Origin of the sequence: Streptomyces sp. 796.1, assembly GCF_047525675.1 — a bacterium.
Classification (GTDB): Bacteria; Actinomycetota; Actinomycetes; order Streptomycetales; family Streptomycetaceae; genus Streptomyces.
Window position 1 is genome coordinate 32,363 of sequence record NZ_JBLIWA010000047.1, and the last position, 19,400, is coordinate 51,762.

A 19,400-nucleotide genomic window follows, 5' to 3' on the forward strand; every position below is an offset into this window, starting at 1 on the left:
CCGGTCGGCGGGGCCCGCGCCGCCCGCCCGGGAGGCGCGGTCCCCACCCGCCGTGCGCGCGGCGGCCAGGTGGACCGCGGCCAGGATCGTGGCGTAGCCGGTGCAGCGGCACAGGTGGCCGGCGAGCGCCTCGCGCACGTCGGCGTCGGAGGGGGCCGGCTCCCGCTCCAGGAGTTCGTCGGCCGCCACCAACAGCCCCGGCGTGCAGAACCCGCACTGGACGGCGCCCGCATCGAGGAACGCCTGCTGGACGGGGGCGAGCGCACCGCCGTCCGGCCCGTCCGGCCTGGCCCGCCAACGCCGGGCCGCGTCGAGACTGGTGCCGGGGGCGGCGGCGGCCGGGTCAGGATGGGGGCCGGGGGCCGGAGCGGGCCCTGGGTGCGGAGCGGGCTCGGGCCCCGGGTCAGATCCGGACTGCGCAGCAGATCCGGACTGCGCAGCAGGCCCGGCCCCCGAAGCAGCCCCAGGCCCAGCAGCAGCCCCGGACTCCGAAGCTGCCTGCCCGGGGCGCCACAACGGGCCGGCCGGACCCACGCCCGCCGAACTCGCACCCGGGCCCGCACCCTCAGCACCCGCACCCGGGCCCGCACCCGCCGCCGCGGCACGCTCCGCCGCGTACGCCGCAAGGCCCTCCACCGTCAGCACCTCGTGCCCGTGCGCCTGGCCCGCGGCCACCAGGCAGGCGCAGACCGGCACCCCGTCGACGCGTACCGTGCACGATCCGCATTCGCCCTGCTCACAGGCGTTCTTGGCGCCGGGAAGGCCGAACCGTTCACGCAGTACGTACAGCAGGCTCTCGCCCTCCCACACGTCGTCCGCGGTCTGTGGTCGTCCGTTGACGGTCATGCTGACGCGCATCGTGGTGCGCCCCCTTCCGGTTCCCCGCCGTCCGCGGCCCGGTGCGCGTCGCCGCCCGTGGCCCGGTACTCGGCCCAGGCCAGGTCCAGGGCGCGGCGGGCCAGCACCGTCACGGCGTGCCTGCGGTAGGCGGCGCTGCCGCGTACGTCATCGATGGGCTGGCAGGCGTCGGCGACCAGGGCGGCGAAGTGCCGGGCGACGGCCGGCGGTACGGGCCGACCGCTGGTCCAGTGGTCACCCTCGGCGAGCGCGGCCCCGAGGAACTCCTCGGCTGCCCCGGCCCGTACCGGGGTGGGCGCGGCCGAGCCGATGCCGGTGCCGATCCGCCGCTCGGCCGGGTGCAGCGCGAGGCCGAACGCGCACACCGCGATCACCATCGCGTTGCGGGTGCCGACCTTGGCGAACTGCTGCGGGCCGGTCGCCCGGACGATCCGTACCGCCCTGATCAGCTCGTCGGGCGCCAGCGCCGAGCGCTTGACGCCGGTGAAGAAGGCGTCGATCGGGATCAGCCGGGTGCCGCGCACCGAGGCCACCTCCACCTCCGCGCCGGCGGCCAGCAGGGCCGGATGGCAGTCACCGGCGGGCGAGGCGGAGCCGAGGTTCCCGCCGACGCTGCCGCGGTTGCGGATCTGCGGGGAGCCCACCGTGTCCGCGGCGAGCGCCAGACCCGGCAGCGGGCCGCGCAGCCGGGCCGTGATCCGGGCGTACGGGACGGCGGCACCGAGCCGCACCCGGGTCGCGCCGACCTCCCAGCCGTACAGGTCGCCGATCCGCGTGAGGTCGATGAGGTGAGTGGGGCGGCAGCGGTCGAAGTTGATGTCGACCATGACGTCCGTGCCACCGGCGATCGGCACCGCGGCGGGGTGCGCGGCCTTCGCGGCCAGCGCGTCGTCCCAGGTGGCTGGGCGCAGGAACTCCATGCTCGTGCTCTCCCGTGCTCTCCGCGTGCGCTTCTCACTCGTCCGGCCGGTCCCGCTCCCGCCCGTCCGGTGCGCCGGCCCGCTCCTTCGTACGGTGCGTCAGACCTCTCCTTCGTACGGTGCGTACGGCCCGCGCCCGTACGAGCCGCACGGCTCACTCACCCGTCCGGCTCACTGATCCGCCCGGCCCGTACCCCCGTCGTGCGTCCGGCGCGTACGACGCGCATCCCGTACGGGCCGTACGGGGCACTGATCGGGCGCGAACGGCTGTGCATCGGCCCGTCCGACGCGGCCGTCGGGCCTCCGCACCGGGCGCGGTGCGTGCCCCTGCGGGCAGCGGTGCGGGCAGCGGTTGGCTGGCCAGCAGCCCGGTCTTGTAGATTCGAACGAACGACATGGAGCGCGGGCTCTGGCGATCGCCCCACGTGACCTGGGCTACGAGTACCCCGTACCGGCCGATCCGCACGGCCGGGTGCCGGGTACGCGCGCTCCGCGCCGTACCCGCCCTCCCCCGCACGCCCCCACACGCCCACCCCACCGGGTGCCGCGCCCCACGGCCCGGCGCCCGGGCCCGCCCCACGAGACAGATCGGCTGACGAGACGATGCGGCTGCGCGCCCTGCTGGAAACCGACGCCCTTGGCCTGCGCCTGCTCGGCGGCGAGGAGGAGCTCGACCGCACCGTGCGCGGCGTGATGACCACCGACCTGCGCGACCCGAGCCGCTATCTCTCCGGCGGCGAACTCGTCCTCACCGGCCTGGCCTGGCGCCGCGAGCCGGCCGACTCCGAGCGCTTCGTCCGCATCCTGACGGCGGCCGGGGTCGCCGGGCTCGCGGCCGGTGAGGCGGAGCTCGGCGCGGTCCCCGAGGACCTGGTGCTGGCCTGTGTCCGGCACGGGCTGCCGCTGTTCTCGGTCGTCGAGGACGTCGCCTTCGCCTCCATCACCGAACACGTGGTGCGGCAGGTCTCCAGCGAGCGGGCCGGCGACCTGGCCGCCGTCGTCGACCGCCACCGCCGGCTGATGACCTCGGGCCCCGCCGGCGGCGGCCCCGAGGTGGTGCTCGACCTGCTCGGCACCGACCTCGACCTGCGGGCCTGGGTGCTGTCGGCCGCCGGCCGGCAGATCGCGGGCTCGGCGGTGGCCGGGGAGGGCCCCGCGCTGACCGGTGCGCTGCGGGCCAGGCTCGCCGGCGAACACCTGGCCGCGGTGCGCGCCGGGCGCACGCCCCCGTACCGGCTGACCACGGGCGCCGGCACGTACTCGCTCTTCCCGGTGCACAACAGCGGACGCGGCGCGCCCGCCGGCGAGGTGCGCGAGACGGTGCTGTCGGACTGGCTGCTGGCGGTGGAGGCGGACGCCGGCGACTGGCCGGCGGAACGGCTCGACCTGCTGTACGGGGTGACCCAGTTGATCGCCGTCGAGCGCGACCGCAGGGACGCGGCCCGTACGGTGCGGCGCCGGCTGGCCCAGGAAGTGCTCGAACTGGTGCAGACGGGTGCACCGCCGGCGGAGGTCGCCGCGCGGCTGCGGGTCGCAGCCCCGGTGCTGCTGCCCGGACTCGGCAGCGCGCCGCACTGGCAGGTGGTGGTGGCCCGGGTGGAGTGGGCCGGCGCCGAGGTGCCGGGCGGGCCCGTGGCCCGGGCGCTGCTCGAAGAGATCCTGGTGGACCCGGCGGCGCCGGGTCCCGAGCCTTCGGACCGGATCGCGGTCGCCCACACCGGGGACGAGGCGGTGGCGCTGGTGCCGCTGCCCGCGCTGGCCGGCGACGGGCCGGGGGCCGATGCGACGGTGCACGCCGACGCGCTGCTGGCTGCGGTGTGCGAACCGCTCGCCCGTGGCCTGGCCGACGACGGCCGGCTCACCATCGGGGTCAGCGCGGCGGTGCTGTCGGCCGAGGGGCTGCGCGGCGCCGTGGAGGAGGCCAGGCACGCACGCCGGGTCGCCGCCGCCCGCCCCGGCACCGTCTGCGCGGCCGGCCACCAGGAGTTGGCCTCGCACGTCCTGCTGCTGCCGTTCGTCCCCGACGACGTACGGCGCGCCTTCACCGCCAGGCTGCTCGACCCGCTGCGCGAGTACGACCGCCGCCACCGGGCCGAACTGATCCCCACCCTGGAGGCGTTCCTCGCCGCCGACGGCTCCTGGACCCGCTGCGCGGCCCGGCTCCACCTGCACGTGAACACGCTGCGCTACCGGGTGGGCCGCATCGAACAGCTCACCGGCCGCGACCTGTCGCGGCTCGAAGACAAGTTGGACTTCTTCCTGGCGCTGCGGCTGACCTGACGGCCGGTCGACGCTCCCCGGGCGGGCGCTACAGGTGGCTGCCCGGGGCCGGGGCCGCGCGCCCCCGTCCGGCGGCGGGAAAGCGGCGGGACCGCGGCCGGACGGACCGCGGCCCGGTCCCCGCGCGAAGGGGGACCGGGCCATGGGGTGGGGGGCCGCACTGGCGGCTGCGGCCCCGCCCACCGCGGAGGCCGGGCCACCCTCCAGCGGCCCGGCGACACGGCGACACATCGGCGCATCGAAGCGTCAGCGCTCCAGCGCGTCAGCGCATCAACACGTCAGCGCGTCAGCGGGTCAGCGCGTCAGCGGGTCAGCGCGTCAACACGTCAGCGCATCAGCGCTTCAGCAGCAGCGCATCCCCCACCGCGCGCTCGCCCGTGGCGTCCGACGGCATCGTGATCAGCTTGCCGTTGACGGCCATGCCCGAGGAGCCGCCACCGTCGAGGCCCATCGCCTGACGGGCCCCCAGCGAACGCAGCAGGTCGGCCATCTCGTGCAGGCCGAGGCCGTCGCTGTAGCCGGGCTGGCGGCCCGCCGACGTCACCAGGAGCAGCCGGCCGCGGGCGTCCACGCCGACCGCCGTGCGCGGGTTGCGCTTGAGGGCCCAGGTGTACGCGAACGTCGGCTCGCCCGGACGGTCGGTGCCGTCGGCCGCGAAGTCGAGGGCCACCCGGCCGTCCTTGACCAGTTGCGGTCCGCCGCTGACGATGTCGTCGCCCCGGCCGATCCGTACTCGTCGGCCGCGCTCGTCGACGATCTTCTCCTCGACGGTGACCCGCTGCCCCACCGTGGCGTGCGTCTGGAGCCACTTCGCGCCCTCGCCGATGCCGGCCAGCACACTGCCGCCGGCCGGTACCGCGCCGCCGCGCGGGCGCACCTCGCTGACCTGCCCGCGGGCGTCGATGACGGCCTCGATGCCGTCACCAGCCGGGGTGTCCGCACCGAGTTCGCCGGTGAAGCGGACGATCTCGTCCGGGTCGGTGCAGGTCACGTCGTGCAGCGGGCGTTCGGTGGGCAGGTCGCCGCCGGTGCCGCCGCAGTTGCGGATCTTGCCGGGGACGCGGTTGATGCCGTCGATGACCTCGGCGGCGCGGCCCGCGCGCACCCGCAGTTCGGTGCTCAGGTGGCGGAACTCCGGGCGCAGCCCGTTGCCGCGCAGCACCATCGCCACCCGGCCGTTGGTGGCCGCGCTCTGGAGCTTGCCGTCGTACGCGGCGATGCCCGCCGCCGCACCGGGCACCCCGTCCCGGCCCTCCATGACGAAGAACCCGGCGTTGACCGCGACCAGCGCGCCGGTCTGCGCCGCGATGTCGCTGACGTTCTCCCGCCCGGCCACGTGGGTGCCGTAGCTGCCGGTGAGGCTCCCGCGGAAGGCGGCCGGGTCGATGACGGCCACCTTCACCTGCGCGAGGCCGGTGCCCCGCGTCCCGTCGCCGCCGGTCCACTCGGTGACCGCGTCGAAGCCGGCCGCCGCGACGGTCTTGCGCTGGGCGTCGGCCTGGTTCTGGCCGCCGAAGACGCCCACCCGTACCCGTACGCCGAGCAGCCCGCTGCGGTCGGCGCCGCGCGGGTAGTCCACGCGCTCGGTCCTGGCCTGGAAGCCGGCCGCGCGCAGCCGCTCGGCCAGTTCACCGGCCGCCTCCTGGGACACCAGGTGCGCACCGGCGGCGCCGCGTACCGTCACCGTCCAGTGGTCGGCGCCCGGCTTGCCGGCCAGCACGCCCTGGTAGAGGTCGACGCCGGCGGCGAGGCGGTCCCGGTCCCAGCCGGCCAGCGGCCCGGGGACGTTGCCCGGGCCGTGCCCGCCGTGCCGGGCCGGCGTGGCGCTCGCGTCGGAGGCGGCGCGCTGCGGGCCGTCGGCCCCCTGGGCGGTGGCGCCGGGCGCCACCAGCGCCGCGACGAGCACCGTCGCCAGCGCGGCGGGGCGCAGCGCGCGGGATCGGCTAGACACCTTGAACACGTCGTCCACTCCTCAGCGACTCTCGACCGCTCGCGCACTGTGGCGAAGCGTTCCGCCGGCCTCTTTTCGGCCAGGGCGTCAGCGGCGTTGTCTTGGGCGAACCGCGACATGCGGTTCGCCGGCACCCTGACAGCGGTCCCGGACGTGGGGCCGTCGCGCGGGCGTCGCCGAGGTGAACAAGCGATACCGCGGGGAGCGGGCCCGGCCGCCACCGCGTCGCCGTGTGCCCGGCGTTCACCCTGGTCATGCGCGCCACCGGGGCCGCGGTCCGGCGGGCGACCGGCGCCGCAGCAGCGCCCGGCGCACCGGCCGCGACGCCGCCAGGCGTCCGCTGACCGCACGCCGGCGACGCCCCGTACGGCACGGGTACGCGGCGCCCGTGACGCTCCTCGCACCGTCGTGACTGGGGCCGCGGCGCGGCTGAAATCGCCTGTTCTGCAAGGTGGTTGACACCGTTCACGGCGCGGTGACTCCGGCGGGCTACGCGCCCGGCGCGCCCCCGTCCCCGCCGGCCGTTTCGCGGCCCGGGCGGTGGCGGTGGCGCGCCGCGGCGGAGCCGTCCGCGCCGCCCGCGCAGGCCGTTTCCGGCGGTCGACACCGGGACTGGCCCATTACCACTGGTGGGGCGCCCATACCTGGTCAGCCGCGATCCAAGTTTGTGAATCAATTCACACCTACCTCTTGGCCGGGCCCCGGATTCCGTGTTGAGATGCGCGCACGACTTCCGGCTCGATGGCGCGCTTGGGGAGGGCAATGTGGCGGACACCGCCATGTCACGTTCTGGATCGTCGGAATCCGTAATAGGACCGGGGGGCGGGTTCCATGCCGGTTTCCCTGACGACCCCTTGCACACGGCGGTATGGCGGCTGCGTTCCCGCGGCTGCTGGCACGACGCCGCGGAACTGCTCAGCCCGCTCGCCACGACCGACCCGGCCGCGGCCCGCCTGCGCAGTTCCGTACTGACGGAACAGTGCATGTTCACCACCAGTGGCTGGGAGGCCGCCGAGGACGCGCTGCGCGCGGCCGAGGCCATCGCGCACACCGACGACGAGCGCGGGGCGGCGGCCTGTGAGCGCGGCCATCTCGCCTACGCGGCCACGCTCTTCGGCAACCGCGACCGGGCGGACGAGGCACGCGCCGCCCTCGGCCGGTCGGCCGCGCTGCTCGGCCCCGACTCGCGGTCCCGCCCGCTGCTCGACTTCCGGCGCGGCCTGCTGGCCCAGCACCTGTCGCGCAATGCGACCAGCGCCCAGGCCGCGTTCCAACGGGCCCACGCCGCGGCGCTGGCCCGCGGCGACACGCTGCTGTGCTCCTTCACCTGGCGGCACCTGGCCGCCATGGCCGAGGAGAACGGCGACCGCGCGGAGGCACGCCACGGATTCGCCGAATCCCTGCGCATCCGGGAGGAGTTGGGGTACCTGATCGGCATCGCCCCAGCCCTGGTGGCCCTGGCCAGCGTCGAGCCCGAACCCGAGGCGGCCCGGCTGCGCGCCGAGGCCGCCCGGCTCGTACGGCTACTCGGCGGCGTGCCGACCTGGCTCGCGCGCCGCCTCCAAGCAGTCCAGGACGCGGCGGCCCCACCCGCACCGGACGCCAGCGCCCCGGCCACCTGACCCCCTACCCCGGTACTCGGGCACCCCGAGCACCACGCCGGACTCCGAGCACCGCACCATCGCACCCACCCGAAACACCTGACGCATCCGCTCGCCCGACGCACTCGGCCCACCCTGCCGACGGGACTCACGTCCGCCCGTACCTCTTCCGGTGCGGGCGGGCGTACGGGCAGGAGCCGGCACCCGGGGCATGAACCGGCCGGACGGCTACGGGCAGCCGCGCACACGGGCCGATGTGCGAAGAGCGGGTACGGGCAGTCGCACGCACGGGCCAGTGCGCAAAGAGCGGGTACGGGCCGACGCGCGGGTACGGGCGAACGCGCGGGTTACGGGCCACCGCGCGGGGCGGCCCGCTGACGGGGCGGGGCGCAAGCACGACGGGGACACAGGCGAGCCGGCCCGCAACGGCCGGGCCGCCGCCCGTCACCCCCACGCGAAGTGAGCGCGGATCAGGCTCTCCGCCGTGGCCAGGTCGCTCACCGCGAGCGCGCTCAACAGGGCCGTGTGTTCGGCGGCGTCCGCGACGAGGTCGGCCGGTTCCCGAACGGAGAGCGGCGACCACTGGGCACGCCGGTGCAACTCCTCGGCGATCAGCACGAGTTGACCGTTGCCACCGAGGCCGAGCACCGCCCCGTGGAAGGCCCGGTCGGCGTCCGCGTAGCCGGCCGCGTCGCCGCGGTGGGCGGCGAGCGCCGCCGCGTCGGCGAGCGGCTGGAGCGCGGCCCAGCGCGGTGCGGGGACGGCACGGGCCAGCCGGAGCATCGCCGGGACTTCGAGGAGCGCCCGCACCTCGGCCAGTTCGGCGCTCTGTTGCGGGGAGTGCTGGGCGACGCGGAAGCCGCGGTTGGGCACGATCTCCACCGCGCCCTCGGCCGCCAGCCGCTGCATCGCCTCGCGCACCGGTGTCGCCGAGACCCCGAAACGGTCGGCGAGCGAGGGCGCGGAGTAGATCTGCCCCGGCGTCAGCTCGCCGACGAGCAGGGCGGTGCGCAGGGCGTCCAGCACCTGGTCGCGGACGGAGAAACGGTGCAGCACCGCCGGCGGGGATGGCGCGACGGGCATTGCGGATCGGCCGCTCGCCGACGTCCGTGGGGCGCGCTGCTCCACTCGGGTCCTCCTACCGCGTCCCGCTCAGCCTTGGCCTGGACTTTCCAGGCTTCCTGCACCATAGGTGGATAGCGCGGTAATTCCCACACCGATCCATTCGCGTAAGGTAAGCCTTACCTGATGAGACTCGTGCGATCGGTGGTCCCGATGACCGTGTCCGTGCCGACCCTCCCCCCGCCCGCCCCGCTCTTCGCGGCGTACGACCGCCTCACCGACGTCTACCCCGCCCTGACCGTGCTCGACCAGGACCCGCGCTCGGGCGGCGGCTGGGTCACCGCCGCCGAACTCGCCGCCGGCGGGCCCGCCGTCGACGCCTTCCTCACCTGGGACGCGGCGCAGATCGAGCGCGACTACGGGCAGCGCGGCCGGCCCGACGTGGTCGCCAGCTTCGGACTGCACCGCTACGCCTGGCCGGCCGCCCTGCTGATCACCGTCCCCTGGCTGTTCCAGCGCCGGGTGCCGCGGGTGCCGGTGGGGCGGGTCTCCTTCCACCGGACGTCGGGGCGGATGACGGTCCGCATCACGGAGTTCGCCTGCCTGCCGGACGATCCGCTGGCCGCCACCCCCGGCGCCCGGGTGGTGCCGGACGAGGAGGCGCTGCGCGCCGCGGTGCGGGCCGCGGCGGCCGAGCACCTCGGGCCGGTGCTCGACGGCTTCCGGCCACGGCTGCGCCGGGGCGGTCGCGGCCTGTGGGGCATGGCGACCGACGAGGTCGTCGAGGGCCTGTGGCACATCGGGCAGCTCACCGGCGCGGAGCAGGAGACGCTCGCCGCGGTGCGCGCGCTGCTGCCGGGCGGCACCGCCCCGTACGTCGGCGGCGCGGGCTTCCGCACGCTGACCGGGCCGACCGGGGAGCCGTTGCGCACCCGGGACCGGGCGAGTTGCTGCCTCTTCTACACGCTGCGCCCAGCCGAGACCTGCGTGACGTGCCCGCGCACGGATGACGCGGAGCGACTGCGACGCATGACGGCGAACTGACCATGCGTCAACCACCGGTCCGGGTGGGCCGGAAGCCCGCACGCGGGACGGATCACGACCCTGACACGCCGCCAGTCGGCGACGCACGCCCCCCGGCACGCCGATGCACCGCCGAGGCCGAGATTCGTCGCCGCTCAGCGCCCTCCAACTGGTCAATCACACCAATCACTTGCGGTAGATTCACCCCATCGGGTTTCGCGACTCGAACGCGACGCGGTGCCTTCGTGCCCGCGTTCGGCCCGCATCGCACCTATCCGGATGCCCCAGGTCTCCGTTGGCGTCCTCTTGCCCGGAAACGCCCTAGGACATGGCCCGGTTCCGTCAAGATGACCCGCGATAGGTCGTACTGCGGCCACAACGTCACGGAAGCGAGGCAAGGGGCATCGGATGAAACTGACCGACACATCGCTTGATTGGGCGCTGCCGGTCGCCGTAGCCGTTGTCGGAGTCGCGGTAGCGGTGACGTTGAAGACACGCGGCCAGAAGGCAGCCGCCAAGGACGCCGCGCCGGTCGACTCCTGGGAGCGCAGCGAGGAGCGCCGGCGGCGCAAGGAAGCCGTCTACGGCAGCGCCTCGTACCTGCTGCTGTTCTGCTGCGCGGCCGTCGCCGCCGCGCTCTCCTTCCACGGTCTGGTGGGCTTCGGACGGCAGAACCTCAACCTGGACGGCGGCTGGGAGTACCTGGTCCCGTTCGGGCTCGACGGCGCGGCCATGTTCTGCTCGGTGCTGGCGGTGCGCGAGGCGAGCCACGGTGACGCGGCGCTCGGCTCACGACTGCTGGTGTGGACGTTCGCCGGCGCCGCCGCCTGGTTCAACTGGGTGCACGCGCCGCGCGGCATGGGCCACGCCGGCGCCCCGCACTTCTTCGCCGGCATGTCGCTGTCGGCCGCCGTCCTCTTCGACCGGGCCCTGAAGCAGACCCGCCGGGCCGCCCTGCGCGAGCAGGGCCTGGTGCCGCGCCCGCTGCCGCAGATCCGCATCGTGCGCTGGCTGCGCGCGCCCCGCGAGACGTTCGCCGCCTGGTCGTTGATGCTGCTGGAGGGCGTGCGGACGCTGGACGAGGCCGTCGAGGAGGTGCGCGATGACCGCCGGCAGAAGGAGCAGGAGCGGCAGCGCCGCCGCGACCAGGACAAGCTGGACCGGGCCCGCATCCGGGCCTACAACCGGCAACACCGGATGTGGGGCCGGCGCGGCGGTCGGCAGGTGGACGCCTCGGGCGCGCTGCCGGCCGGGGCCGGGCAGTTGAGTTCGGAGAGCGCCATACCGGAGTCGTCCGGCCACGATCGGCCAGCTAGCGGTCTTCCCGTCCTCTCCCGACCCGCATTGCAGTCGGTCACCAAGACGGAGAAGGAGGGTGACGCGGCGGCCCCAGGCCGCCCGCGTACCGTTGACCTGACCGCCGAGGACGACACCCTGACGATTCCGCGGCTCGACTCCCTGGAGGAGAAGCTGGCGGAGATTGAGCGTCAGTTCGGCTGAGTCAGGCCACCCAGCACCCGCGGGGCCCGTACGGACGTTTCCGTACGGGCCCCGCGGTCGTGTGCGGGGTCAGGCGCCCGGAACGCGGATGGTGTCGTACGGGCCGTGCGGCCCGGCGGTGGTCAGTCCTCGCTCCCGGTCGTGCCCAGTTCGCACCAGACCGCCTTGCCCACGCCGTGCTCGCGCACGCCCCAGGCGTCCGCCATCGCGTCGACCAGGAGCAGTCCGCGGCCCGAAGTGCCGGCGTGCGTCGCCTCCTTGCGCGGCTGCGGTGCGCGCCGGGTGAAGTCCCTGACCTCGAAGCGGAGTCGTTCACCCCGCGCGGCGGAGGCACCGGTCAGCAGCCGGGCCCGGACGACGGCGCCGCCGTCGGTGTGCACCAGGGCGTTCGTGACCAACTCGCTGATCAGCACCTCGGCGACGTGGCTGCGCTCGGGGTCGGCGCCGCACCCGCGCAACAACTCCCGCAGCCCCCGCCGGACATCCGCGATCCCGGCGAGCTCTCCCCGGTCCAGTCGCCAGGTCAAGACCGGCGCGGCCGAACCGCGCCACTCGCCCGGCTCCCCGGCCGTGCTGCTTCCTACGGCTCCGGCACTCCTTCCGGCCTCCCCCGCGACGTTCCCGGTCTGCCTGGTGATCCGTGCGGTCTCCCCCGAGGCGTCCCGCCCGACGGTGGCCATCCCGGCCGTCCGTCGGAAGTCCGCTTCGCCCAGCCGCGCAGCCTGACGTTCCATACCTCCCCGCCCCGACGTCCGCTCTTGATCCCCGAGTTCCGACGTACGCGGTGAGGCGTACGTGGTGAATCGAACGCGCGCTCCCGAACATGCATGCCCGTTCAAGGGGGCCGCACGCCCGGACGGATGTTCAGATACGGGGAAGGTTGCGCAGGTTTGAACGGGCCATTTGCACCATCTTCCCCACCCCGCCGTCCAGCACGATCTTGCTGGCGGAGAGCGCGAACCCGGTCACCATCTCCGCGCGGATCTTGGGCGGGATCGACAGGGCGTGCGGGTCGGTGACGACGTCGACGAGCGCCGGGCCGCGGTGAGCGAAGGCGTCCCGCAGCGCGCCGCGGAGCTGCTTGGGCTTCTCGACGCGCACCCCGTAGGCGCCCGCGGCCCGGGCGATCTCCGCGAAGTCCGGGTTGTGATTGCCCGTGCCGTAGGCCGGGAGGCCCGCGACCAGCATTTCCAGCTCGACCATGTTCAGCGAGGAGTTGTTGAACAGCACGATCTTCACCGGCAGTTCGTACTGGACCAGCGTGAGCAGGTCGCCCATCAGCATCGAGAACCCGCCGTCGCCCGACATGGAGACGACCTGCCGCCCCCGGTCGAGGAACTGGGCGCCGATCGCCTGCGGCAGCGCGTTGGCCATCGAGCCGTGGGTGAAGGAACCGATCACCCGGCGCCGGCCGTTGGGCGTCAGATAGCGGGCCGCCCAGACGTTGCACATCCCGGTGTCAACGGTGAAGACCGCATCGTCGGACGCCTCTTCGTCCAGTACCGATGCGACGAATTCCGGATGGATGGGGATGTGTTTGTCTACCTTGCGGGTGTACGCCTTGACGACCCCTTCCAGTGCCGAGGCGTGCTTGCGCAGCATCCGGTCGAGGAACTTGCGGTTGTTCTTGACCCGCACCATCGGCGTCAGACAGCGCAGCGTCTCGCGCACGTCGCCCCAGACGGCGAGCGCCAGCGTGGAGCGCCGCCCCAGGTGCTCGGGCCGCACGTCGACCTGCACGATCTTCACGTCGTCCGGCAGGAAGGCGTTGTACGGGAAGTCGGTGCCCAGCAGGATCAGCAGGTCGCACTCGTGGGTGGCCTCATAGGCGGCGCCGTAGCCGAGCAGGCCGCTCATTCCGACATCAAAAGGATTCTCGTACTGGATCCACTCCTTGCCGCGCAGCGCGTGCCCCACCGGCGCCTTGACCCGCTCGGCGAACTCCATCACCTCGTCGTGGGCGCCAGCCGTACCGCTGCCGCAGAAGAGGGTGACGCGCTCTGCCCCGTCCACCAGCCTGGCCAGCTCAGCGATCTCGGCGTCACCGGGGCGCACCGAGGGCCGTGAGGTCATCAGGGCGTGCTCGACGGCCCGTTCGGGGGCCTGTTGGGCGGCCACGTCGCCGGGGAGCGCGACCACGCTGACGCCACCGCGTCCGATGGCGTGCTGCACCGCGGTCTGGAGCACCCGGGGCATCTGTCGGGCGTTGGAGATCAGCTCGCTGTAGTGGCTGCACTCGCGGAAGAACTGGTCGGGGTGGGTCTCCTGGAAGTAGCCGGTGCCGATCTCGCTGCTGGGGATCTGGGCGGCGATGGCGAGCACCGGGGCCATCGAGCGGTGTGCGTCGTACAGGCCGTTGACCAGGTGTACGTTGCCCGGCCCGCAGGAGCCCGCGCAGGCCGCGAGGGAGCCGGTGAGCTGGGCCTCGGCGCCGGCGGCGAAGGCGGCCGTCTCCTCGTGGCGCACCTGCACCCAGTCGATGTCCGCGTTGCGGCGGATCGCGTCGGTGATCGGGTTGAGGCTGTCACCCACCACGCCGTACATCCGCTGCACCCCGGCCCGTACGAGGGTGTCCACCACCTGCTCGGCCACGGTCTGCTTCGCCATCGCGCGCTCGCCCCTTCCGCTGGGTCCCGGGCTGCCGGGGCCGGCCACCCGCACGGTGGCCGGGTGCCCCCGGTTCCTCCCATCAACCCACGAACGGCGTGGTTACGCCTCCCAGACGGCGACCGCCGTACGGTCGTCCGCGTACCCCTTGACGCGCAGCCGCACGTCGGTGAGGAAGGCGGCGAGACCCGGCGGTTCCCCCTGCGACCACCGCTGACGCAGCGCGTCGGCGAACGCGGGGACGCCGCTGAACGGTTCGGCCAGGCCCGGGCTGCACAACAGCAGCGCGTCGCCCGGCCGGGCGACGGAGGCCAGGAACCTGAACGGCTCCGCGGCCCGGGCGGCGGGCGAGGCGTCTGCGGCACCGGCCGCGGGCGCGGGCGCGGCTGTCGACGCGGGCTCGGCGCCGTACGCGTCGGCAGCCGGCGGGGCGGCTGCCACCCGCGGGTCGGCCAGCGGGCCCGGGGTGGGCGCGGTGGCCGCGGTGGCCGCGGGGCCGGCGCCGGGGCGGCGGCGGGCGAGGACCGCGGTCGGCTCGTCGAGCGGCCCCGCGTCGGAGTCCGGGACGGCGGGCTCCAGGTCCTGCCAGGCGCCGTCGCGCAGCCGGAACAGACCGCCTTCGCCGACCCCGAAGAACACCCGGGTCCGGCAGCCGGGCGCGACCGGCAGCAGCAGGCAGCGCAGCGCGGCGGTGTGCTCGGCCGGGTCGAGCCCGCGCTCGGCGGCCTGCGCGCGCAGCCGCCCGTACGCCCGGTCGGTGAGCCGTTGCAGCCCCGACTTGAGGGCGGCCCGGCGTCCGCCGCGAATGTCGTCGGCCAGTCGGGCGGCACTGCGGCCGATCGCCCCGGCGATCGCGGTGCACAGGTAGTGGGCCGCACGGTGCGCGTCGGGCGCCGCCCGCACCCCGCTGGCGACGGCCACCAGCAGCAGCGCGTCGTCACCGGTGCCGAAACGAGCCGTGAGCAGCGCGTCGCGGCGCGGCTCGCCGCGGTACCTGGCGGAGTCGCCGCGCGAGGAGGCGGCGCGCAGGGTCAGCGGCCCGTACCGGGCGCCGTCCAGCGCAGTGTCGGGCACCAGCCCGTCCAGATCGGCGGCGTCGGCCTGCGGCAGCGCGGTCGGCTGGGCCTCGTAGGTGGGCGGCCTGACCCCGATGAACTCCCCCTCACCCCGCGGCTGACCCGGCAGGAAGGGGCGGGCCCCGGACGGGTCGACGGGCTGCGGCGGCGCGTCGGCCGCGGCGGGGGCGGGCACGGGGGTGGCCGCGGCGGGCGTCACGGGCGTGGCTGGGGCTGTGTCGGCGGGCGCACCGGGGGACGTGGGGGGCGGTGTGCCGGGGGTGCTGGCGGGCGCTGCCGCGAGGTGGCCCGTGGGGTCGGGGGTGGGGTTCGCGGGGGTGGTGGCGTCCGGCGCGGGGGCGGCGTTCGCGACGGGGGCGGGGGTGGTGGTGCTGGGGGTGGTGGTGCTGGGGGTGGTGGTGCTGGGGGTGGTGGTGCTCGTGATGGCTTCGGTTGCGGCGGCGGGGGGCGGTACGGGGCCCGGGCCGGCCGTGGCTCCCGTGTTGGTGCTGGCGCCGTGGGCGGGGTGGGTGGGCCCCGGGGCTGCGGTGGGGCTGGCAGCCGTGGTGGGGCTCGTCGGGGTGGCGGTGGTGCCGGCCGCGGTGGCTCCTGGCACGGGGCGGGGGCCGGCCGCGGGGTCGCCCGGCGCGGGACGGGTACCGGCCGCCGCGGGGGCGGCGAGGGCGTTACGCGGCGTCGTCGGGCTGGCCATCGCGAACCCGGCGGGCGTCCCGTAGCCGGGCAGACCGGGCGCGCCGGCTCCGGAGCCTGGCGGCAGCGGCGGCTCCCACGGCGCCCGCGCGGCAGGCACGGAGCTGGCTGTTGGGGCGGGGCCGCCGGGCGCCGCCGGTTGCGCCCCCGGGCCACGTACTGCTTCCGGCCCGGCGGTCGCACGCGGCCCGCCACCGAACGAGACGTCCCACGGCCAACCGGCCGCGGGCCTGACCGCCCCGGCGACGGAACCGTCGGTGCCCACGAGGGTGGGGTGGCTGGTGTCCGTGGGCGTGGGGTGGCTGGCGCTTGCGGGGGTGGGGTGGTTGGCGCTTGCGGGGTTGGGCCGGCCCTCATCGCCGGTCGCGCCGGCGGGGCCGGCACCCGCACCGTCGCCGGATATCCGCGCGTCCCACGCGTCCGCCCCGAACATCCGGCCCGGCGCCGCCGTCTCCGCACCGGCTCCGTACGCGCGACCGGCAGCGCCCACCTCCCACGGCGCGGGCTCGCCCGACGACGGGCCATCGACGGCGTCGGGAGCGGGGGCCGGGGCAGGGGCCGGGGTGAGCGCTGAAGTCGGGGTTGGGGGTGGCTCTGGGGTTGGGGTTGGGGTGAGGGAGGACGGTGTGGCTGAGGAGGGGGACTGGGTGGTGGGCGGGGCCGGGGAGGCCGACGGCTGCCCGGGGCTGACGGGCTGTCCGGGGCTGACGGGCTGTCCGGCGTCAGACGCCGGTGGCTCCTCCGGGCCGTCGGTGCGTGCCGAGGCGGCCGGGTGCGCCGCGCGCTCCGTGGTCTCCGGGGCCTCCGTGCGCGCCGGGGTCTCCAGGGTCTCGCCGTCCGCGGCTTGGCCGTACGGAGCTTGGCCGTACGGAACCTGGTCGTCCAACTCTTGGTCGTACGGAACTCGGTCGTACGGCACCTGGTCGTCCAGAGTCTGGTCGTACGGGACGTCTCGGCCGTGCGACGGGCTCCTTCGCGGAAGGTCACCTTGCGGGGAGTCGCCGTACGGCGCCGAGGACGTGCCCTCGTACGCGGGGTCCTGCCCGGACGGGGCCGGGGACGACGCCGGAGACGGGGCCGCGGGCTGGGCCTCGGGCGGGGCCGGGGGCGCCGGGTCCTCAGTCGTGGTGGGCCCTTCCCACCAGGCCAACGCCTGTACGGCCGCGGGCTGCTCCCACCAGGCCAGGTCGTCGGGTTCGGCCAGGTCGTCGGGCACCTCGGTCCTGGCCGGTGGCGTCGGCTGGTCCTGCGGCTGCTCACCCGGCGCCGGAGCCACCGCCGACTGCGGTGGGGCGGCCGGGGCGGATGTGGCGGGCTCCGCCACGGAGGGTCCGGCGGCCGGCCCCCGCCCGCTCTGCGGGTTCTCCTGGCCCTGCTGGTCCTGCTGGTCCTGCTGGCTTTCCCGGCCCTGCCGGCCTCGTGGACTCTCCTGGTTCTCCTGGCCCTGCTGGCCCTGCTCGTCTTCCCGGTCCTGCGGACGCTGCGGGGACGGGGGCGGCGGGGCCACGGCTGAGCGCGCCGGCGGATCGGGCGGTACGGGGACGGACGGAGACGGGTCCACCGCCTGGACCAGGCGTTCCCATTCGGTCGCGGCGGACGGCTGGACCGGTTCGTCCGAACCCGGCGAACCCGCCACGGCGGCGGACGGGGCCGACGCCCCGGGCCCGGCCGGCTCCTCCCCCGGCGCCCGCCCGACCGGGGCGGCCGGAGCGGGCTCGATCGGCCCAGCCGGGCCAGTCGGGGTGGGCGTGGCTTGCGCGGGCGCGGCCGGCGCGGTCGGGGCAGCCGGCGCAGTCGGGGCGGACACGGTCGGAGCGGGCGCGGCCGGCGCAGCCGCAGCCGCAGCCGGGCCAGGAGCAGCCGAAGCGGGATCAGCCGAAGCCGCCGCCCCAATTCCCTCCGCCCTACGCACGGGCCCCACCGACCCGTTGGCTTCCGACGAATCCCCGACGCCCACCGGTTTGGCTGGGTCAGCCGGCGCAACCGGTCCCGTCGCCCCGCCCGGTCGCGGTGCCCGCGGCGGTCTCGCGGCGGGGGTCGCCGGCACCGAGTGCGGCGGCGCGGCAGGCGCCTGCGAGGCCGCGGCAGGCGCCGCGGAACGCGCATCGGCCGAGGCATCGGCCGGAGTGTCCGTGGGCGCATCGGGCGTGACGAATGCCCGGGCTGCCGAGTCGTAGCGGTCGTCCAGGGAATCCCGCGCACCGGCCGGGCCGGTGTCCCCCTGGTCCGTTTCGTACAACTGCTGCCACCAGTCGTCCTCGTGGCCGTGCCGATCTTCCCCCTGCTGGCTCATGGCCCACATTGTCCACCGCGCGCCCCGTCCGCGGACCGGAAGCCGAGAACGTCCCCGACCGGGGCGGGACCCGTGGGCCGCATCGCCCCGTCGCGCCGTTCCCCGCCGAACGACTGGTCAGGAACGCGCCGCCCAGTGCAAGGATGTGCTCGCGGCACGTTCCCGTCGCCGTTCGTCATCGACCAGGTTTCGTTCACCGGCTTTCGCTAACCGGCTTCTTGGAGGGCGCGCATGCTGAGTGCACTGGGTCTGGACGAGGTGCAGGAGTCCGCCTACCGGGCCCTGGTGCGGCTCGGCAGCGTCGAGGTTCCCGCGCTCGCCCGCCTGCTGACCCGCGCGGAGGCGGACACCGAGCAGGCCCTGCACCAGTTGGAGCGGCAGGGGCTCGCGGCGCGCTCGTCGGGCCCGGCCAGGCGCTGGTTCGCCGTACCGCCGAACACCGCGCTCGGCACCCTGCTCACCCAGCGCCGGGACGAGTTGGCGCGCGCCGAACAGGCCGCGGCGGCGCTGGCCGACGCGTACCGGAGCGGCTGCGCGACCGGCGCCGACGCTCCCGACGTCGTCGAGATCGCCTGCGGTGCGGGCGCCATCGGCCGCCGGGCACAGCAGTTGCTCGCCGCCGCGGACGACGAGTTGTGCGCCCTGATACCGGGTACGGAGCGGCTGCCGGTGGGCGGGCCCGCGCGGTACGGGGTGCGGCACCGCGTGGTGCTGGAGCGGGCGCTGTTGGCCCGCCCCACCGCGCTGGGCGAACTCTGCGCCGCCCTCGGGGCCGGCTACGGCGCCCAGATCCGCGTGGTCGACCGGCTGCCGACGACCCTGCTGGCCGCGGACGGCCGGCTGGCCCTGGTGACCCTGGAGCGCCCCACGCGGACGGAGCCCGCCGCGGGCCCGGCGGTCTGCCCCGGCACCGGCCCGTACGACACCTCGCGGGCGCCGGCGGCACGGTGGTCGGCCGACGAACGGCCCGACGGGGCGCGCCCCGGAGCGCAGGAGCGGGCGGTCGGCGAGCCCGATGCGCTGGTCGTGCGCCCCAGCGGGCTGCTCGTGGCGCTGCTGACGCTCTTCGAGACGGTGTGGCGGGAGGCGGTCCCGCTACGGCTCGACACGCCCGGCGACGCGCCCACCGCGCCGCCGGCGGAGCCCGGCTGCCCGGACCCGACGGACCTCGACATCCTGTCGCTGCTGCTCGCCGGCCTCACCGATGCGAGCGTCGCCAAGCACCTCGATCTGGGCCTGCGCACCGTGCAGCGCCGGGTGAAGGGCCTGATGGACCTGGCCGGCGTGACGACCCGGCTGCAACTGGGCTGGCACGCGTACGAGCACCGCTGGCTCCCCCGCCCCGCCGGCGCTCCCGGCACGGGCGACACCGGCACGACCAGTGGTCCCGACAGCGCGCCCGCCCCCCACCGCGCCCCGCCCGCCGTGCCGCGCCCCCGGCGCCGCCCGCAGGCCGACGCCCCGGGCCCCGCCGCGTACGCGCCCGTGCCCACCGCCCCGCAGCCGGCCGAGGCCCCGCGCCCGGGCCCGACCCGCGGC

12 protein-coding genes are annotated in these 19,400 nt (G+C 75.8%); 5 read left to right on the forward strand and 7 right to left on the reverse strand.

Annotated elements, in window-relative coordinates; genetic code table 11:
• Together ACMA1D_RS27370 and ACMA1D_RS27375 are read right to left on the reverse strand one after the other, a co-directional pair.
• Positions 1–858: (2Fe-2S)-binding protein (locus tag ACMA1D_RS27370; protein ID WP_414726676.1), on the reverse strand; the 858-nt coding region annotated here is incomplete at its 3' end.
• Positions 843–1,778: an FAD binding domain-containing protein gene (locus ACMA1D_RS27375; protein ID WP_414726677.1), complete on the reverse strand. Its 936-nt coding sequence runs from the start codon at positions 1,776–1,778 to the stop codon at positions 843–845. The genes ACMA1D_RS27375 and ACMA1D_RS27370, both read right to left, overlap by 16 nt.
• Before the next feature lie 603 nt (positions 1,779–2,381).
• Between ACMA1D_RS27375 and ACMA1D_RS27380 the strand changes: the two genes are divergently transcribed.
• Entirely contained in the window at positions 2,382–4,058 is a 1,677-nt protein-coding gene (locus tag ACMA1D_RS27380; RefSeq protein ID WP_414726678.1) for a PucR family transcriptional regulator, read from the forward strand.
• A gap of 334 nt (positions 4,059–4,392) precedes the next feature.
• Here ACMA1D_RS27380 and ACMA1D_RS27385 read toward each other — a convergent pair whose 3' ends face one another.
• Positions 4,393–6,018 carry a phosphodiester glycosidase family protein gene (locus ACMA1D_RS27385; protein WP_414726679.1) on the reverse strand — a complete coding sequence of 542 codons (1,626 nt, stop codon included), beginning with the start codon at positions 6,016–6,018 and terminating at the stop codon, positions 4,393–4,395.
• Positions 6,019–6,788: 770 nt separating this feature from the next.
• Between ACMA1D_RS27385 and ACMA1D_RS27390 the strand changes: the two genes are divergently transcribed.
• A complete protein-coding gene (locus ACMA1D_RS27390; protein WP_414726690.1) occupies positions 6,789–7,631 on the forward strand; it encodes a hypothetical protein in 843 nt (280 codons plus the stop codon).
• A gap of 423 nt (positions 7,632–8,054) precedes the next feature.
• Here the strand turns inward: ACMA1D_RS27390 and ACMA1D_RS27395 are convergent, their stop codons facing one another.
• Positions 8,055–8,738 (reverse strand): GntR family transcriptional regulator, encoded by a 684-nt coding sequence (locus tag ACMA1D_RS27395; protein WP_414726680.1) that lies wholly within the window; start codon positions 8,736–8,738, stop codon positions 8,055–8,057.
• Between the two features lie 147 nt (positions 8,739–8,885).
• Here ACMA1D_RS27395 and ACMA1D_RS27400 point away from each other — a divergent pair, with 147 nt between their 5' ends.
• Both ACMA1D_RS27400 and ACMA1D_RS27405 read left to right on the forward strand, forming a co-directional pair.
• The gene (locus tag ACMA1D_RS27400) at positions 8,886–9,716 is read left to right on the forward strand and encodes a (2Fe-2S)-binding protein (protein ID WP_414726691.1); all 831 of its coding nucleotides are present in this window, start codon (positions 8,886–8,888) and stop codon (positions 9,714–9,716) included.
• Between the two features lie 387 nt (positions 9,717–10,103).
• The gene (locus ACMA1D_RS27405) at positions 10,104–11,195 is read left to right on the forward strand and encodes a DUF2637 domain-containing protein (protein ID WP_414726681.1); all 1,092 of its coding nucleotides are present in this window, start codon (positions 10,104–10,106) and stop codon (positions 11,193–11,195) included.
• A 122-nt stretch (positions 11,196–11,317) separates the two neighbouring features.
• On the opposite strand, the gene ACMA1D_RS27410 is transcribed toward ACMA1D_RS27405, so the two are convergent.
• The 3 genes from ACMA1D_RS27410 to ACMA1D_RS27420 all read right to left on the reverse strand — a co-directional run bounded on the left by ACMA1D_RS27410 (position 11,318) and on the right by ACMA1D_RS27420 (position 17,204).
• A complete protein-coding gene (locus ACMA1D_RS27410) occupies positions 11,318–11,929 on the reverse strand; it encodes an ATP-binding protein (RefSeq protein ID WP_414726682.1) in 612 nt (203 codons plus the stop codon).
• A gap of 130 nt (positions 11,930–12,059) precedes the next feature.
• The gene (locus ACMA1D_RS27415) at positions 12,060–13,802 is read right to left on the reverse strand and encodes a pyruvate dehydrogenase (protein WP_414726683.1); all 1,743 of its coding nucleotides are present in this window, start codon (positions 13,800–13,802) and stop codon (positions 12,060–12,062) included.
• 102 nt (positions 13,803–13,904) lie between these two features.
• Positions 13,905–17,204: a protein phosphatase 2C domain-containing protein gene (locus ACMA1D_RS27420; protein ID WP_414726684.1), complete on the reverse strand. Its 3,300-nt coding sequence runs from the start codon at positions 17,202–17,204 to the stop codon at positions 13,905–13,907.
• Between the two features lie 888 nt (positions 17,205–18,092).
• Between ACMA1D_RS27420 and ACMA1D_RS27425 the strand changes: the two genes are divergently transcribed.
• Positions 18,093–19,400, forward strand: a 1,308-nt coding sequence (locus tag ACMA1D_RS27425; RefSeq protein ID WP_414726685.1) for a helix-turn-helix domain-containing protein, incomplete at its 3' end; no start/stop codon positions are given.

Coding starts and splice junctions, on each gene's coding strand:
- ACMA1D_RS27400 (WP_414726691.1), top strand. CDS start 8,886: ATGACCGTGTCCGTGCCGACCCTCCCCCCGCCCGCCCCGCTCTTCGCG.
- ACMA1D_RS27390 (WP_414726690.1), top strand. CDS start 6,789: ATGTCACGTTCTGGATCGTCGGAATCCGTAATAGGACCGGGGGGCGGG.
- ACMA1D_RS27410 (WP_414726682.1), bottom strand. CDS start 11,929: ATGGAACGTCAGGCTGCGCGGCTGGGCGAAGCGGACTTCCGACGGACG.
- ACMA1D_RS27405 (WP_414726681.1), top strand. CDS start 10,104: ATGAAACTGACCGACACATCGCTTGATTGGGCGCTGCCGGTCGCCGTA.
- ACMA1D_RS27375 (WP_414726677.1), bottom strand. CDS start 1,778: ATGGAGTTCCTGCGCCCAGCCACCTGGGACGACGCGCTGGCCGCGAAG.
- ACMA1D_RS27380 (WP_414726678.1), top strand. CDS start 2,382: ATGCGGCTGCGCGCCCTGCTGGAAACCGACGCCCTTGGCCTGCGCCTG.
- ACMA1D_RS27415 (WP_414726683.1), bottom strand. CDS start 13,802: ATGGCGAAGCAGACCGTGGCCGAGCAGGTGGTGGACACCCTCGTACGG.